Below are 15,219 nucleotides of genomic sequence, written 5' to 3' on the forward strand. Positions count from 1 at the left end.
CGCGCGGCCGACACTCGAACCGTGAGTGAACATCAGGTGAACTCTGGTCGAACAGTTCACCCGGAAGACACTCGACGTCCGGAATCGCCCCGGAGCGGGCGCGACCATGGTCCCGTGACCGAGACACTCCTCCTCGTGCTCGTCGTCGTGACCGCGCTGGCCTTCGACTTCACGAACGGTTTCCACGACACCGGCAACGCCATGGCGACGTCCATCGCGACCCGGGCCCTGCGCCCGAAGACGGCGGTGCTCCTGTCCGCCGTGCTGAACATGGCCGGGGCCTTCCTGTCCCTGGCCGTCGCCGCGACCATCGCCAAGGGGCTCGTCGACGCCGGCGCCATCAGCCTCGAGGTGGTGTTCGCCGGCCTGGTGGGCGGCATCGTCTGGAACCTCCTCACCTGGCTCTTCGGACTACCGTCCAGCTCGTCCCACGCGCTCGTCGGCGGAGTCATCGGCTCCGTCCTCGCCGCGGCGGGCACGTCCGGCGTCATCTGGTCCGGGGTGCTGTCCAAGGTGCTGCTGCCCGCCCTGCTGGCCCCCGTCATCGCGATCGGGGTGGCCGGCCTCGGCACCTACCTGGTCGCGCGGCTGACCCGCGGCGTGGCGCAGGAGGTGACCAGCCGCGGCTTCCGGTGGGGGCAGGTCGGGTCGGCCTCGCTCGTCTCCCTGGCGCACGGCACCAACGACGCCCAGAAGTCGATGGGCATCATCCTGCTGGCCCTCATCACCGCCGGCGCGGTCCCCGCGGACTCCAGCGTGCCGTTCTGGGTGATCCTGTCCTGCGCGTTCTTCATGGCGCTCGGCACCTACCTGGGCGGCTGGCGCATCATCCGCACCCTCGGCAAGGGCCTGGTCGAGATCGACAGCCGCCAGGGCATGGCCGCCGAGACATCCTCCGCCGCGGTCATCCTGCTGTCCAGCCACTTCGGCTTCTCGCTGTCGACGACGCACGTCGCCACCGGGTCGATCCTCGGCTCGGGCGTCGGCATGCCCGGCGCCACGGTGCGGTGGGGCGTCGCGGGCCGGATGCTCGCCGCCTGGGGCCTCACCCTCCCCGCCGCCGGCCTCGTCGGCGCGGTCTGCTTCTGGATCCAGCACGTCATCGGTGGGTTCTTCGGCACGTTCCTCGTCTTCGCGCTGCTCGTCGGCACCTCCGTGACCATCTGGGTCGCGTCGCGCCGTCAGCCCGTCGACCACAGCAACGTCAACGAGGAGTGGGACGAGGCCGAGGGCGCCCGGCTGCGGACGACCGTGGCCACCACCGGCGAGGTCGGCGACCCGCAGGTCGGCCCCGTCGTCGAGGAGCGCCTGGCCGCCTCCGTGGCCCCGGCGATCTCGGCGACGCGCACGAACACCACCGGCACGGACGGAGAGCAGCCATGAACGGACTCATCGAGTGGAGCTCGCTCGGCCAGGTCGTCGTGGCCGGCGTCGTCGTCGGTGCGGGCATCCCCGCGCTGTTCGCCCTGGGCCTGCGGCTCGTCGCCGGCACCGCCGAGTCGCCGCGCCGCAGCTCGCGCGCCCCGCGGGACGGCAGGGGACCGGTCGTCATCGCGCGGCCCTCGCCGTGGCGGATGGTCGGTGCCCTGCTGTGCTTCGGTACCGTGGTCGGGGCGGTCGCCGCCGGGCTGGTGTTCCTCGCGGCGGGCGGGCACAGCTAGGAGCCCACCGGGTGGCCGGGCGCCGGTGACCGCCGGGCGCCGGGCGCTGGGTGTACCTGGAGAGCTAGGGCAGCTCGGCCTTCGACGCCAGCACCCGGGCGACGGCCTCGTCGACCTGGCCCGCGAAGGCCGGGTCCTGCTCGGCGCGCGCGACCAGGGCCTCCGCCATCGCCGGGACGACGGTCGGGTCGGCGGACGCCAGCACCAGGTCCGCCCCGGCGGCCACGGCCTCGACGGCACGCTCGGCGGGAGCGAGGCCCTCCACCGCGGCGGCCGCGGAGACGTCGTCGGTCATCACCACCCCGTCGAACCCCAGGTCGTCGCGCAGGAGGTCGACCACCGCCGGAGAGAACGTCGCCGGGTTCTCCGGGTCGATCCGGGTGTACACGGCGTTCGAGAGCATGACGAACCGAGCCCCGGCGTCGATGCCCTCGGCGAACACCTCGACCGACGCGGATCCCGCGGTCACCGTGTCGTCCGTGACGTGCTCCGTGGTGTCCGTGTTCTGGGTGACGTGCCCGAGCCCGGGGAAGTGCTTGATCACCGGCTCCACCCCGGAGGCCTGCATGCCCGCGGAGAACGCCGTCGCGGAGCGCACCACGGACTGCGCCGTGTTGCCGTAGTTGCGCGAGAAGTAGCCGATCGGGGCGTTCGCCTGCTGGTTGTCGGCGGGGACGAGGTCCATCACGGGCGCCAGGTTGAGGTTCACCCCCGCATCCGCGAGCTCGGCGGCCCAGCCGGTCGCGGCCTCCTCGAGCGCCGCGGGCTCCCACCCGGCCTGCTCCGTCGCCGCCGGCAGCTCCGAGAAGCCCGGGCCGCGCAGCACCTGCACGCTCCCGCCCTCCTGGTCGGTCGCGACGAGCATCGGAGGTGCGTCGCCGGGGGCCAGGTCCGTCATCGAGGCCACCAGCGACCGGGTCGCGTCGACGCCCGCCTCGCTGCGACCGTGCAGGAACACGTTGCCCACCTGGTGATCCTCGATCGCCGTGCGGGTCGCGTCGCTGACGGTCGCGGAGTCTGCCGGGGTCCCCGCCACGAGGAGCTGGCCCACCTTGCGCTCGACGCTCCACCCGGCTGCCGCGTCCCGCGGTGCCGGGGTGCCGTCGTCGGACGCGGTGGCGGACGGACGTGGCGACGGGCTGCCGGACTGCGTGGTGGCGCCCGTGCTGCCCGACGGCGGTGGCGCACCGGTGCCGCCGGTGGCGGATCGCTCCGGGGCCGGCTCCGGGGTCGGTGACGACGGGCCCGGGCCGCTGCAGGCCGCCAGTGTCGCGCAGGTCAGCGCGACGACGACCGTCGCCCGGGTGCGCCTCACGGGCCGGAGGTCGGTGCGGAGTCCCGGTGCGCGAGCGTGGACAGCGCCTCGCGCCAGTGCTGCTCGGAGCGGTGGGCGTGCTCGGCCGTGTCGATGTTGCCCTGCACCACCGTGACCAGCGTGCCGCCGTCGTCGGCCGTCAGGGTGATGCGGATGTCGTGGTAGCTCTCCGGGACGTCGGGGAGCTCGCCGAGCGGAGAGAAGTGGGTGAGGTGCAGCAGGTGCGGCCGGTCGACGGCGACGATCTCGCCCTTGTCCGCGAACTGGCGGCCGAAGAAGTGTCCCTCGAAGGTCACCGGGCTGCCCGGACGGAAGTCCGTCTCGATGTTGGCGCCCAGCATCCACTGCGCGCCCGGGTGCATGAGCTCGGCCCAGACTCGTTCCGGCGGCTCGGCGACGTGGGTCGACGCGGTGGCGGTGAACCCGTCGGTGTGTTCGGTCATGGCGGCTCCTGGGGTCGTGCTCGGGCGGGCCGCCCCGTCGCGGCCTGTCAGCACGACGGTAACGCGGGCCCCATGACGAGGCCGAATCCACGGCCGCCCCCGCTCGCCCGTCCCTCCGTCCCTCCGGTGCCGTTTTGCCGATGTCGGTAGTTCGTGGCGAGGTCGGCAGTGCGCACTGCCGACCTCGCCACGAACTACCGACATCGGCAAAACGGCGAGCCGGGGAGTGGATCGTCGGCCGCACGGAGGCAGGGCAGCGCCCCCTCGCCACCCCCAGTCGGCCGTGATCCCCAGATCGGCGAAGGCGTGGGGCGGCGGCCGCGCCGGACCGATCAGGGTGCCGTCATGACGACAGAGATCCTCATCGCCCGCGAGCACCACCGGCTCCAGCTTCGCGAAGCACTCCAGGACGGCTCCATCGAACGGCTCCGGCGCGGTGCCTACCGGGTGAAGGAGCCGAACACCGACCCGCGTGCCGTCGCGGAGCGCGGACGAGCGCTCGATCGCGTCCGCGCCGTCCACCTGCAGCTGCGGGCCGAGCACGTCTTCAGCCACGACAGCGCGGCACTCGTGCGGGGCATGCGGTGCTGGCGCACTCCGACGAAGGTCCACGTGCTCCAGGCATACCGGGCCAGCGCCGCCGCCGCCCGGGACATCGTCCGTCGGCGACCGTTGCCACCGGCCGTGGTGACTGTCGACGGACTCCCGGTGACCGGCCGGGCGGAGACGGTTGCCGACTGCCTCCGGACGATGCCCCCGCTGGACGGACTGGTCCTGCTCGATGGTGCGCTGGCGAGCGGCCTGGCGAAGGAACGGGTGCGAGAGGTCGTCGAGCGCAGGAACAAGCAGCGGGGTCGCGCGGTCGCGCGGCATCTCCTCGAGCTGGCCGACCCGGGGGCCGAGTCGGCCTGGGAGACCTTCGTCCGGTACCTCGGCGCGCGTGCCGGCCTTCCTCGCCCGCGCACGCAACTGCCGGTGGACACTGCCGAGGGGCTCTACCGCGTGGATCTCGGCTGGCCCGCGCACGGCGTGCTGGTCGAGTTCGACGGCAAGGTCAAGTATGTCGACGGCGCCCTCGGGGCAGACTACGACGCGGACGAGGCGCGCTTCGCGGAGAAGGTCCGTGACGATGCGATCACGGCGGCCACCGGTATCCGTCCCCTGCGTCTCACCGCGAAGGACGGCTCGGTGCGGGCGACGCGCAAGCTGTTGGCGGCGTTCCCTCCCGAGGTCCGCCGTGCCGCGCGGATCGACCCGAGACTCCCGATGCCGTCGTGACCTCGACCCGAACTACCGACGTCGGTAATTCGTGGCGAGGTCGGCAGTGCGCACTACCGACCTCGAACCGTTCTACCGACATCGGCAAAACGTCACGGGAGGGCGTCGGCGACGGCGGCCACGAAGGCGTCCACCGCCTCGGCCGGGGTGTCCCACGAGCACATCCAACGCACCTCGACGCGGTCGGACGTCTCGCCGGGCGCCCAGTCGTAGAACCGGGCCTGCTCCCGCAAGCGGTCGGCCGTCACGCGGGGGAGCGTCGCGAACACCGCGTTCGCCTCGACGGGCCGCGTGACGCGCACGCCGCCACCCGCCGCGGGCGCGTGCGCCTCGGTGGACGCAGGGTCGAGCACGCCGGCCGTGTGCAGGCCGTCACGCAGGCGGGCAGCCATCGCGTTGGCGTGGGCGGCGTTGCGCCACCACAGCGGTTCGACGGCGGTCGCTGCCGTCGCCTCCGCGGTCACCGGCTCCGTGGCGGTGCCCGCACCCACCGGCGTGCCGGGCTCGCCGAGCAGCGCGAGGAGCTGCGCGGAGACGAACCGGGTCTTGGAGGCGAGCTGCATCGTCGCCTTGCGCAGGTACGGGACTCGTGCCGCTGCGGCCGCACGCCACGCACCGCCGTCGTACCCGGACCCGGGCACCACCGGCGCGTCGGACGGCCCGAGCACGACGGCGGCCTCGCCGATCATGCCGCCGATCTTGGCGGCGCCGAGCGAGACGACGTCCACGCCGAGGTCGGTGGTGAGCGCGCGCAGGGAGCAGCCGAGCGCGGCGGCGGCGTTGGCCAGCCGCGACCCGTCGACGTGCACGGCCATGCCCAGCCCGTGCGCGGTCTCCGCCAGCCTCCGCAGAGCCGCCACGGAGTAGACGGTGCCGAGCTCGGTCGACTGGGTGAGCGACAGCACGCCGGGGTGCGCCCGGTGCACGTCGTGCCGCTGCCCGGCCCACCGTTCCACGTGGAACGGCTCGATCCGACCGTCGGTGGACGGGCACGGCAGCAACTTGAGCCCGCCGACCCGCTCCGGCGCACCGTTCTCGTCGGTGTTGACGTGCGCGACGTCGGAGGTCACCACGCCGCCCCACCGCTCGGACAGCGCCATGAGCGAGACGACGTTCGCGCCGGTGCCGTTGATCAGCGGGAACGCGAGGGCACCGGCACCGAACACCTCGCGCACGCGGGTATCGAGGCGCGCGGTCCAGGGGTCGTCACCGTAGGCGACGGCGAACCCGTCGTTCGCCGCGGTGATCGCGGCGAGGACCTCGGGATGGGTGCCGGCGTAGTTGTCGGAGGCGAACGGGGGAAGACTGGTCACCCGCTCAGGGTAGGCACCAGCGGCGGCCGTCCCGGAACGTGGCGAGGTCCACACTCCGGTTGCGGAACGGCGGGCTGCCGCCGAGCGTCATAACCTCGAGGACGGGTGTCGCCACGCCCGCCAGGCCGGACCCGTCTCGAGGGACCGGTGAACCGTCGTCGTTCCGGCCCTGTGGGTGACCGGATGTCTGGAGCTCGAGTGTCTGGAAACGCCACCACCAGGTTCGGCAACGTCGCGCTGCTCTCCGTGACGAGCCGGCTGCCCTCGCGGGTCACGACCTCGGCCGACGTCCAGGCCCGCCTCGCGCCTGCGCTGACGCGCCTCAAGCTGCCGACGACGCTCCTCGAGCGGGTCGCGGGCGTCGAGGAGCGGCGCAACTGGGGTCCGGACGAGGACGCGAACGCCGCGACCGTGGCGGCCGGCGTCGAGGCGCTCGGCATCGCGGGTGTGGAACCGGACGACGTCGGGCTGCTCATCAACACGTCCGTGACGCGCAAGCATCTGGAGCCGTCGGTGGCGGTCGGGCTGCACCACGGGCTGGGGCTGCCGAGCTCGGCGGTGAACTTCGACGTGGCGAACGCCTGCCTGGGCTTCATCAACGGCATGAGCATCGCCGCAGGGATGATCGAGTCGGGCCACGTGCGGTACGCGGTGGTGGTCGCCGGCGAGGACGCGGACGACATCCAGGACGTGACGGTGGAGCGGCTGCTGCGCGACGGCGTCGGCCGCGAGGACTTCATGGCCGAGTTCGCCTCGCTGACCCTCGGCTCGGGCTCCGCGGCGGCGGTGCTGGGCCGGGCGGACGAGCACCCCGAGGGGCACCGGGTCCTGGGCGGGGTGACCCGTGCCGCGACGCAGCACCACCTGTTGTGCGTGGGCAGCACGGAGGGCATGTTCACGGACGCCCAGGGGCTGCTCGAGGGTGGCCTGGAGCTGGTGGTCGACGCCTGGAAGGACGCGACGGCGGACTGGAGCTGGGGCGGGATGGACCGCTACATCACCCACCAGGTCTCGCGCGTGCACACGAACGCGATCGTGGAGGCCGTGGGCCTGGACCGGTCGGCGGTACCGACCACGTTCGGCCACCTGGGCAACGTGGGGCCGGCCTCCGTGCCGCTCACGCTGGTCGAGGAGCAGGACTCGCTGACGGCCGGCGACCGCGTGCTGCTCATGGGCGTCGGCTCCGGCATCAACACGGCGATGATGGAGCTCGCGTGGTGAGCTCGGGAGCCGGGACGGTTCCGCCGGGGTTGCCCGGCCTCGACCCCCGGTTCAGCCATGTGCTGCGCGTGCCGGACGGCGGTACCCCGGCGCGTGGTGCGTTGTCCGACGGCGGTACCCCGGCGAGCGCCGCCGGTGGCGACGAGTGGCACTACCTCGACAACGGGCCGGAGCTGTCCGCGCGCGGCATCGAGCCGGTGGGTACGGTCCTGGCCGTCCACGGCAACCCGACGTGGTCGTACCTGTGGCGGGACCTCGTGACCCTGGCCACGGACCGGGCGGTCGAGGAGGCAGCCGCGACCGGTGAGCGGCCGGGCGGGGTGCCGGACGCGTGGCGGGTGGTCGCCGTCGACCAGCTCGAGATGGGTCTGTCCGCCCGCTCCGGGCGGTTCCGCGGCCTGCCCGAACGGGTGGCCGACCTCGGGGCGTTCACCGACGCGCTCGGCCTGGACGGCCCGGTGGTGACGCTCGGGCACGACTGGGGCGGCGTGGTGTCCCTCGGCTGGGCCGTGGACCACCCCGAGCTCCTGGCGGGTGTCGCCCTGCTCAACACCGCGGTGCACCAGCCCGACGGGGTGGCGGTGCCGGCGCCGCTGCGGCTGGCGCTCGCCCCGCCGGTGCACCGGCTGGGGACGAGCACGACCCGCGCGTTCCTGGAGACGACCCTGGCGCTGGCTCACCCGCGGCTGGCGGCCGATGTCGCGGACGCCTACCGGCTGCCGTACCGGACCGCCGACGACCGTGCCGGGATCGAGGGGTTCGTCGCGGACATCCCGGCGTCGGCGTCGCACCCGAGCCGGCCGGAGCTGGACCGGATCGCGGCCGGCGTGGCGGGGCTGGACGTCCCGGCGCTGCTGCTGTGGGGACCGCGCGACCCCGTGTTCTCCGACCGGTACCTCGACGACCTGGTCCGCCGGCTCCCGCACGCCCGGGTGCACCGGTTCGAGGGCGCCGGGCACCTGGTCGCGGAGGACGTCGACTACGCGGGCCCGGTGCTGGACTGGCTGGGTTCGGCGCGCGACTCGCCCGACCGCACCTCCGCTGCGTCCGGGCCGGCCGCCCCGCCGTCGGGCAGCGGGTCCCGGCCGATGTGGGCGGGGCTGGACGAGCGCGCCGCCGACGACGCGACACGCACCGAGGCCGCCGTGCTCGACATGTCCCGCACCGGTCCGGCGGCCGTGAGCTGGCAGGCCCTCGACCGCCAGGTGCGGCGCATCGCCGCCGGCCTGCACTCGATCGGGGTGCGCCGCGGGGACCGGGTCTCGCTGCTGGTCCGGCCCGGACCGACGCTGACCGCCCTCGTCTACGCCTGCCTGCGCATCGGCGCGGTCGTGGTCGTGGCCGACGCCGGCCTCGGCGTCCGTGGCCTGACCCGCGCCCAGCGGGGCGCCTGGCCGCAGTACCTGGTCGGGCAGACGAAGGCGCTGGCGGCCGCACGGGCGTGCGGCTGGCCGGGGGTGCGGATCGCGGCCGACCCGCTCGACGTCGTGACGCGCCGGGCGCTCGGCGTGGAGCACGAGCTGGTCGACGTCGCCCGGGCCGGTGAAGGGCTCGGCCTCCCCGCCGAACCGGGACCCCAGGACCCGGCCGCGGTGCTGTTCACCTCCGGGTCGACCGGCCCCGCCAAGGGCGTCGTGTACACGCACGGTCAGCTCTCGGCGCTGCGGGACGTGCTGGCCGAGCACTACGCCGTGCGTCCCGTGTCGGGGCTCGTCACCGGGTTCGCCCCGTTCGCGCTGCTGGGGCCCGCGCTCGGCACCCGCTCCGTGACCCCGGACATGGACGTGTCCGCGCCGCGCACCCTCACCGCCCGGGCGGTGGCTGACGCCGTGCGGGCGTCGGACGCGCGCATCGTGTTCCTGTCCCCGGCGGCGATCCTCAACGTCATCGCCACCGCGGGGTCGCTGCAGGCCGCCGACCGGACCGCGCTCGAGCGCGTGGAGACCTTCCTGTCCACGGGGGCGCCGATCAGCGCCGAGCTGCTCGGGTCGGCGCAGTCGCTGATGCCGGCCGCCAGCGCCCACACCCCGTACGGGATGACGGAGTGCCTCCTGGTCACCGACATCGACCTCGACGGCATCCGAGAGGTCTCCGACGCGCCCGACGACGGCGTGTGCGTCGGCCGGCCCTTCGCGGACGGCGCCGCCGGTGGGGTGACCATCAGCGCGCTGGACGACGACGGCGCGGCGACCGGGGCTCCGTCGTCGGGCCCGGAGGTGCGCGGGGTGCTCGGCGAGGTGCTGGTGCGCGCACCGCACCTCAAGGAGCGCTACGACCGGCTGTGGCTCACCGACCGGGCCGCCGAGCGGGACACCCCGCCCGGGCGCTGGCACCGCACCGGGGACGTCGGGCACCTGGACGCCGAGGGGCGGCTGTGGATCGAGGGGCGGCTCGCGCACGTGCTGACCACGGCCGACGGGCCCCTCGCACCGGTGGGTCCGGAGCAGTCGATCGAGCGGGTCGAGGCGGTGCGCCGGGCGGCCGTGGTCGGCGTCGGGCCGGCGGGCGTGCAGCAGGCGGTCGCGGTGGTCGAGCTGGTCGAGAGCGTGCGGCGTCCGGGGCTCGCGCCCGTCGGTCTCGACGCGGCCGTGCGGGCGGCGTCGACGGTGGCGCTCGCTGCGGTGCTCGTGGTGCCCCAGATGCCGACCGACGTGCGGCACAACTCCAAGATCGACCGGGCGCGGCTGGCCGCCTGGGCGTCGGGCGTGCTCGCCGGCGGCCGGGTGAGCGCGCCGTGACGGTGCTGGTCACCGGCGCGTCGGGCCTCCTCGGCGGTTCGGTGGCGCGGGCCCTCGTGGCGCGCGGTGAAGCGGTGCGGACCCTGCAGCGTCGTCCGTCCGGCGTGGCCGGGGCGCAGGACGTGACGGGGTCGGTGACCGCCCCGGGGGCCGTGGTCCGGGCGCTGGACGGGGTCGACGCCGTCGTGCACCTCGCCGCGAAGGTGTCGCTGACGGGGGACCCCGCGGAGTTCGCCGCCGTCAACGTCGAAGGGACGCGGACGCTGCTGGACGCCGCCGAGCGGGCGGGCGTGCGGCGGTTCGTGCAGGTGTCCTCGCCGTCGGTGGCGCACGCAGGGGCCTCCCTGATGGGGGTCGGCGCGGAGCCGGCCGACCCGCAGCGTGCGCGCGGCGAGTACGCGCGCACCAAGGCGGCCGCGGAGCTGCTGGCGCTGTCGCGGAACGGCGGAGACTTCCGTGTCGTGGCGGTGCGGCCGCACGTCGTGTGGGGGCCGGGTGACACCCAGCTGATCGAGCGGGTCATCGACCGCGCGTCGTCCGGGAGGCTGCCGCTGCTGGGCCACGGTGCCGCCCTCATCGACACGACCTACCTGGACAACGCGGCGGACGGCATCGTCGCGGCCCTCGACCGCCTGGACGACAGCGCCTCGGTGGTGCGCGGGCGTGCGTACGTGCTGACCAACGGCGAGCCGCGCACGGTGGCGGACCTGCTCAGCGGCATCTGCCGGGCCGGCGGAGTGGAGCCGCCGCGGTGGCGCGTGCCCGCGGGGCTGGCCCGCACGGCCGGCGGCGTGATCGAGGCCGTCTGGCGGGTGCGCCCCGGTGCCGACGAGCCGCCGATGACCCGGTTCCTCGCCGAGCAGCTGTCCACCGCCCACTGGTTCGACCAGCGGGCCGTTCACGCCGAGCTCGGATGGCGCCCGGCGGTGAGCATCGACGAGGGGATGCGGAGGCTGGCCGCGCACTACGGCGGGACGGCGGACTGAGGCTCGACCGGTGTCCGTCAGCGCGCCGGGATGTCCGGCGGGGGAGCAGGGAACCGGCTGCCGGCGGCGGGGAGGGGCCGGGACACCTCGACGACGGCGCCGATGCCGCCCACCAGGAACATCACCGACCCGACCGTGTAGCCGACGTTGACGGCCACGTCCGCCCACCGCTCGCCGAGATCCGGGTCGACCAGCCCGGGCAGGGCCGACACCAGGAACAGCCAGCTGCCCACGAGGTTCACCGCCGCGACCCGGGTGCCGAGGTCGTGCGCGGGCCGTGCCTCGGCGAGGTATAGCAGACCCGACCAGACGAACCCGACACCACCCAGCACGCTCGGGCACCACACCGTCCAGAAGGCCGCCGCTCCGGTCGCTCCGAGCTGGGCCGCGATCGTGGAGGTCTGGAAGACGACTCCCGCGGCGACGAGCTGGATGAGCGACGCCTTGCCCGCCACGGTGCGCCACCAGCCACCGGCCCCGACGGCGCGGCCGGCCCCGACGGCCTCGAGGAGTGCCGTGACCGCACCGACCGAGAACAGGATCGACCCGAGGAGGTCGAGCGTGGTCCCCTGGCTCGCCCCGGCGAGCGAGAGCGGACCGCCCACGATGAACAGCACGGAACCCACGGCGAACAGCACGCCGAGCCAGCGGGCCAGGGCCTGCTGGCGCCGGGCTACCGGGTTGGTGCGATCGGCGCTGCGTGCCTTGCGGTGCCAACGCCCGTTCCACACCTGGGGAAGGCTGTCCGTGGGGGTCGCCTCCAGATGGGCGAGACGGCCGTCGACATGGTGAGTCCGCGTCGTGCCGTCTGACCCGACGACCGTGCGCACCGTCACGGGGGCCGCGCGTCGTCGTCCGACGGCGGTGCTCGCACGTCCCATCGCCTACTCCGTCCGGTCAGCACAACCCTAGGCAGTCGCGACCTGCAGCGCACCCGGTGCCGACGTCGGCGGAGGCCTGCCGGGCGGGGCCGACCGGCCCGACGCTCTCCGCCAGACCACGGAAATCAGGTGCGTCGGCGGGTGGCGTTCGGCAGAATCCGAGGATGCCGATGAACTTCCGTCCACCGCGTCCTGACGACGAGTCCGTTCTGTGCCGCATGCACGCCGAGCTCGAGGCCGAGGGGTTCACGTTCCTGCTGGCCGAGGGCACCTGGGACGAGATGCTCGAGCAGCTGCGCCGTGAGGCCGCCGGGACCGACCTGCCGCCCGGGAGGGTCCGCGCGGACTTCCTCGTCGCCGAGGTCGACGGCGTGCCGGTGGGGCGCGTCTCGATCCGGTACTCGCTCACCGACTTCCTGCGCGAGGTCGGCGGGCACGTCGGGTACGCCGTGGCGCCGGAGCACCGCCGTCGGGGGTACGCGACCGAGATGCTCCGGCACTCCGTGGCGCGGCTCGCCGAGGCCGGTGTGAAGCAGATCTTGGTGACGTGCGACGACGACAACGTCGGGTCCGCCGCCGTCATCGAGGCGTGCGGCGGTGTGCTGCAGGACATCCGCTCGGCCGAGGGTACGCCTCCCCGGCGACGGTACTGGATCGACGCGCGTCAGACCGACACGTCGACCCAGACCAGCCGGTGGTCGCTGCTCGGGAACGGGTAGGTGCCGGTCAGCGCGGACGACGGGTCCTCCAGCGTGGGCCAGAACACCCCGGCGTCCTGGACCCGGAGCCGGTGCTTCGACGGCAGCACGTAGTCGGCGCGCAGGTTGCCCGGTGCGGTGTCGGCGAAGTCGGCGGTGTCGAGCGCCGGGTCGCCCGTGTGGGCGAGGTTCGCGCCGCCCTGCAGTGCTGCGGCCTCGACGGCACCGGCTGACGTCGGCAGCGGGTCCTCGATGCGCCGGTGCTCCAGGAGCTGGTCGATCGCGACGTCGTAGGAGTCGCCGTCGTGCGGGTCGGCGTTCTGGTCGCCGAGGATCACGAAGGGCGCGCCGGGGTGCAGGCCGCCGCGGCCGCCGTCGTCGTCCTCGATGTAGCGCGAGGCCTTGCCGGGGGTGACGTAGTCCGCCCAGAAGCGGATCTCGTCGTGGTTGCGGCGGCCGTTGCGGTCCTCGGGGCCGTCGAAGGTCGGCGGCGTGGGGTGCGAGGCGAGCACGTGCACGGTCGTGCGCCCGACCCGGACGGGGACGTCCCAGTGCGACTTGCTGGACAGGCGGACCACCTCGAGCTCCTCGTCGCTGAACCAGTCGGCGGGCTCGGACGTGCTCGGGTCGTCCGGCAGGAGCGCGCCCGGCATGTCCTTCCACAGGAAGTGCTGGAACGTGCGGACGCGCTCCGTGGCGATCGGGTACTTCGAGAGCACGACCATGCCGTACTGCCCGGGGAACTGGCCGAAGCCGAAGGCGTCGTCACCACCGCCGACCGTGCCGTCGTTGTTGAGGTCGAACCCGCTCGGGACCCCGGTGTTCGACGGCGCGGAGTAGGCGAAGCGGTAGGTCACCGGGTCCGCACCGCCCTGACCGACCTCCAGGTAGTTCTCGCGGAAGAGGTCGACGGCGGTGCCCGCGGCGTCGAAGTCGAACTCGTTGAGCAGCACGACGTCCGGGTCCGCGCGCTGGATGACCTCGGCGACCGTCGCCGCCTGCGCGTCGTCACCCGTGGCGAGGTCAGCCCGCAGCTCGCCCTCCGTGGCGCGGTTGAGCGACAGGTTGTAGGTCGCGACGCGGAGGGTCTCGTCCTGGCCGTGGGCGTGGCTGTGGCCCTTGCCGGGGCCGTGTCCCTGGCCCGGGTGGCCGGCGGCGGCCGGCGCGAGCGCCGACAGGGCCACGGCGAGCGCCGTGGCGGCGGACAGGGAGGTGCGGCGTCGCATCGTCATGGCGTCACGCTAGCGCTCACCTGTGACGCCCGTCTCAACCGAGAGTGAACAGTGCGCCGCGTGCCCCCGGCGGGCGAGACTCGGTGACAGCCGGCAGGAAGGACACCAGAAGGCCGGCAGAAAGAGCATTTGAATACCGGCAGAAGCGACACTCACGATCCGGCACAAGACGCATCAGTCAGGAGGTGAGCATGGCCGCGTACACGCCGCGACTGGTTGACGACGTGCTCGACGACCTGTTCGCAGAGCTCCCCGCGATCATGCTCGTCGGGCCGCGAGGGTGTGGAAAGACGACGACAGCCCTCCGGCGATCGGCGTCGGTGCTGCGTCTCGACCAGCCCCTGCAGGCTGATTCGCTGCGTGCGGATCCGGACGCGCTGCTGGGCGTCCAGAAGCCTCCGGTTCTGATCGACGAGTGGCAGGTGGTGCCGGAGGTCCTCGGTGCCGTCAAACGTGCCGTGGACTCCGGGACAGGGGGCGGCCGATTCCTCTTGACAGGCAGTGTCCGTGCACGGCGCTCTGTCGGCCAGTGGGCAGGCACCGGACGCGTCATACGGGTTCAGATGTACGGCCTGACGGTTGCTGAGCGGGCCGGATCGACCGGGGAGGACCTCCTGCGGCATCTGGTGAGCGGTGCCGACCTGCCGACGTGGACGATGCCCGGCGCACCGAGCGTCGTGGACTATGTCGAGGCGGCCCTCGAGGGAGGCTTCCCGGAAGCTGTCGGCCTCTCTCGGCGTGCCCGGTCCGCGTGGCTCGACGGGTACCGAGGAGAGCTCGTCTATCGGGACGCGGCCGAGATCGCGGACATCCGATCTCCGGAGCGTCTCGCGGCCTTGCTCGCGGCCGTGGCACACAACACGGCCGGCACGCCGAACGAGGCGAATCTCGCCCAGGCGGCAGGAGTGGACGCGCGAACCGCGCGGGCACATCTGGACCTGTTGGAGGATCTCAGGGTCGTCGAACGACTCCCTGCATGGCACTCCAACCGCTTCACCCGGTTGGTCAAGTCGCCGAAGTTCCACATCACCGACACAGCGTTGGCCGCCTCGTTGATCGGGGTCGACGCAGATGGCGTCCTCGGTTCAGGTGATCTGTTGGGTCGCATCGTCGAATCCTTCGTCGCAGCACAGATCCGACCGATGCTTGGTCTGTCGTCACCTAGCCTCTCGATGTCCCACCTCCGCGACCGTGGAGGTGAGCACGAGGTCGACCTGGTGATCGAGGCGCGTAACGGCGACATTCTCGGCATAGAGGTGAAGGCGTCCGCACGCGTCGGAGAGAAGGACGCACGGCACCTGCGATGGATGCAGGAGCGCGTCGGAGAGCGCTTCCGGCGTGGAGTGGTGTTCCACACCGGGCCGGCGGCATTCCGTATCGACGACCGGATCCACGCGTTGCCCATCGCGATGCTGTGGAGATGGCCGGAGGGCATGAGCCGATAGCTGGGGGC

General features: G+C 73.5%; 13 protein-coding genes. 8 read left to right on the forward strand and 5 right to left on the reverse strand.

Annotated features, from left to right (window positions below; translation table 11 throughout):
• The first annotated feature begins 114 nt into the window (after window positions 1-114).
• Together UQW22_RS06535 and UQW22_RS06540 are read left to right on the forward strand one after the other, a co-directional pair.
• A complete protein-coding gene (locus UQW22_RS06535) occupies window positions 115-1,383 on the forward strand; it encodes an inorganic phosphate transporter (RefSeq protein ID WP_407320095.1) in 1,269 nt (422 codons plus the stop codon).
• Window positions 1,380-1,661 carry a hypothetical protein gene (locus tag UQW22_RS06540; protein WP_407320096.1) on the forward strand — a complete coding sequence of 94 codons (282 nt, stop codon included), beginning with the start codon at window positions 1,380-1,382 and terminating at the stop codon, window positions 1,659-1,661. Before UQW22_RS06535 ends, UQW22_RS06540 begins: the two co-directional genes overlap by 4 nt.
• Before the next feature lie 64 nt (window positions 1,662-1,725).
• On the opposite strand, the gene UQW22_RS06545 is transcribed toward UQW22_RS06540, so the two are convergent.
• On the reverse strand, window positions 1,726-2,976 hold the full coding sequence (locus tag UQW22_RS06545) for a glycoside hydrolase family 3 N-terminal domain-containing protein (RefSeq protein ID WP_407320097.1): 1,251 nt from the start codon (window positions 2,974-2,976) through the stop codon (window positions 1,726-1,728).
• Window positions 2,973-3,419, reverse strand: a complete 447-nt coding sequence (locus tag UQW22_RS06550; RefSeq protein WP_407320098.1) for an SRPBCC domain-containing protein — start codon at window positions 3,417-3,419, stop codon at window positions 2,973-2,975. The genes UQW22_RS06545 and UQW22_RS06550 overlap by 4 nt, the downstream gene beginning before the upstream one ends.
• Window positions 3,420-3,764: 345 nt before the next feature.
• On the opposite strand from UQW22_RS06550, the gene UQW22_RS06555 reads away from it, so the two are divergent.
• Window positions 3,765-4,697: a hypothetical protein gene (locus UQW22_RS06555; RefSeq protein WP_407320099.1), complete on the forward strand. Its 933-nt coding sequence runs from the start codon at window positions 3,765-3,767 to the stop codon at window positions 4,695-4,697.
• A gap of 92 nt (window positions 4,698-4,789) precedes the next feature.
• On the opposite strand, the gene UQW22_RS06560 is transcribed toward UQW22_RS06555, so the two are convergent.
• Window positions 4,790-6,010, reverse strand: coding sequence for a threonine aldolase family protein (locus UQW22_RS06560; RefSeq protein ID WP_407320100.1), 1,221 nt, complete (start codon window positions 6,008-6,010; stop codon window positions 4,790-4,792).
• Window positions 6,011-6,208: 198 nt separating this feature from the next.
• Between UQW22_RS06560 and UQW22_RS06565 the strand changes: the two genes are divergently transcribed.
• Genes UQW22_RS06565 through UQW22_RS06575 form a run of 3 tightly spaced genes read left to right on the forward strand, consistent with a single transcriptional unit; the run spans window position 6,209 to window position 10,955 of the window.
• Window positions 6,209-7,231 (forward strand): 3-oxoacyl-ACP synthase III, encoded by a 1,023-nt coding sequence (locus UQW22_RS06565; RefSeq protein WP_407320101.1) that lies wholly within the window; start codon window positions 6,209-6,211, stop codon window positions 7,229-7,231.
• Window positions 7,225-9,969, forward strand: coding sequence for an alpha/beta fold hydrolase (locus tag UQW22_RS06570; protein WP_407320102.1), 2,745 nt, complete (start codon window positions 7,225-7,227; stop codon window positions 9,967-9,969). Before UQW22_RS06565 ends, UQW22_RS06570 begins: the two co-directional genes overlap by 7 nt.
• Entirely contained in the window at window positions 9,966-10,955 is a 990-nt protein-coding gene (locus tag UQW22_RS06575) for an NAD-dependent epimerase/dehydratase family protein (RefSeq protein WP_407320103.1), read from the forward strand. The genes UQW22_RS06570 and UQW22_RS06575 overlap by 4 nt, the downstream gene beginning before the upstream one ends.
• Window positions 10,956-10,972: 17 nt before the next feature.
• Here the strand turns inward: UQW22_RS06575 and UQW22_RS06580 are convergent, their stop codons facing one another.
• Window positions 10,973-11,836, reverse strand: a complete 864-nt coding sequence (locus UQW22_RS06580; protein WP_407320104.1) for a hypothetical protein — start codon at window positions 11,834-11,836, stop codon at window positions 10,973-10,975.
• Between the two features lie 164 nt (window positions 11,837-12,000).
• Here UQW22_RS06580 and UQW22_RS06585 point away from each other — a divergent pair, with 164 nt between their 5' ends.
• On the forward strand, window positions 12,001-12,555 hold the full coding sequence (locus tag UQW22_RS06585) for a GNAT family N-acetyltransferase (protein ID WP_407320105.1): 555 nt from the start codon (window positions 12,001-12,003) through the stop codon (window positions 12,553-12,555).
• Here UQW22_RS06585 and UQW22_RS06590 read toward each other — a convergent pair.
• Window positions 12,501-13,766 (reverse strand): endonuclease/exonuclease/phosphatase family protein, encoded by a 1,266-nt coding sequence (locus UQW22_RS06590; protein ID WP_407320106.1) that lies wholly within the window; start codon window positions 13,764-13,766, stop codon window positions 12,501-12,503. The two genes, UQW22_RS06585 and UQW22_RS06590, sit on opposite strands and share 55 nt — an antisense overlap.
• A gap of 191 nt (window positions 13,767-13,957) precedes the next feature.
• Here UQW22_RS06590 and UQW22_RS06595 point away from each other — a divergent pair, with 191 nt between their 5' ends.
• A complete protein-coding gene (locus tag UQW22_RS06595; protein ID WP_407320107.1) occupies window positions 13,958-15,211 on the forward strand; it encodes an ATP-binding protein in 1,254 nt (417 codons plus the stop codon).
• Window positions 15,212-15,219 lie beyond the last annotated feature (8 nt).

The organism is Isoptericola halotolerans (assembly GCF_045689585.1).
Taxonomy (GTDB): domain Bacteria; phylum Actinomycetota; class Actinomycetes; order Actinomycetales; family Cellulomonadaceae; genus Isoptericola; species Isoptericola halotolerans_B.

What these genes read in the sequence shown, in the direction of transcription:
- UQW22_RS06585 (WP_407320105.1), top strand. Translation starts at nt 12,001, where the DNA reads ATGCCGATGAACTTCCGTCCACCGCGTCCTGACGACGAGTCCGTTCTG.
- UQW22_RS06555 (WP_407320099.1), top strand. Translation starts at nt 3,765, where the DNA reads ATGACGACAGAGATCCTCATCGCCCGCGAGCACCACCGGCTCCAGCTT.
- UQW22_RS06540 (WP_407320096.1), top strand. Translation starts at nt 1,380, where the DNA reads ATGAACGGACTCATCGAGTGGAGCTCGCTCGGCCAGGTCGTCGTGGCC.
- UQW22_RS06580 (WP_407320104.1), bottom strand. Translation starts at nt 11,836, where the DNA reads ATGGGACGTGCGAGCACCGCCGTCGGACGACGACGCGCGGCCCCCGTG.
- UQW22_RS06595 (WP_407320107.1), top strand. Translation starts at nt 13,958, where the DNA reads ATGGCCGCGTACACGCCGCGACTGGTTGACGACGTGCTCGACGACCTG.
- UQW22_RS06590 (WP_407320106.1), bottom strand. Translation starts at nt 13,766, where the DNA reads ATGACGATGCGACGCCGCACCTCCCTGTCCGCCGCCACGGCGCTCGCC.
- UQW22_RS06550 (WP_407320098.1), bottom strand. Translation starts at nt 3,419, where the DNA reads ATGACCGAACACACCGACGGGTTCACCGCCACCGCGTCGACCCACGTC.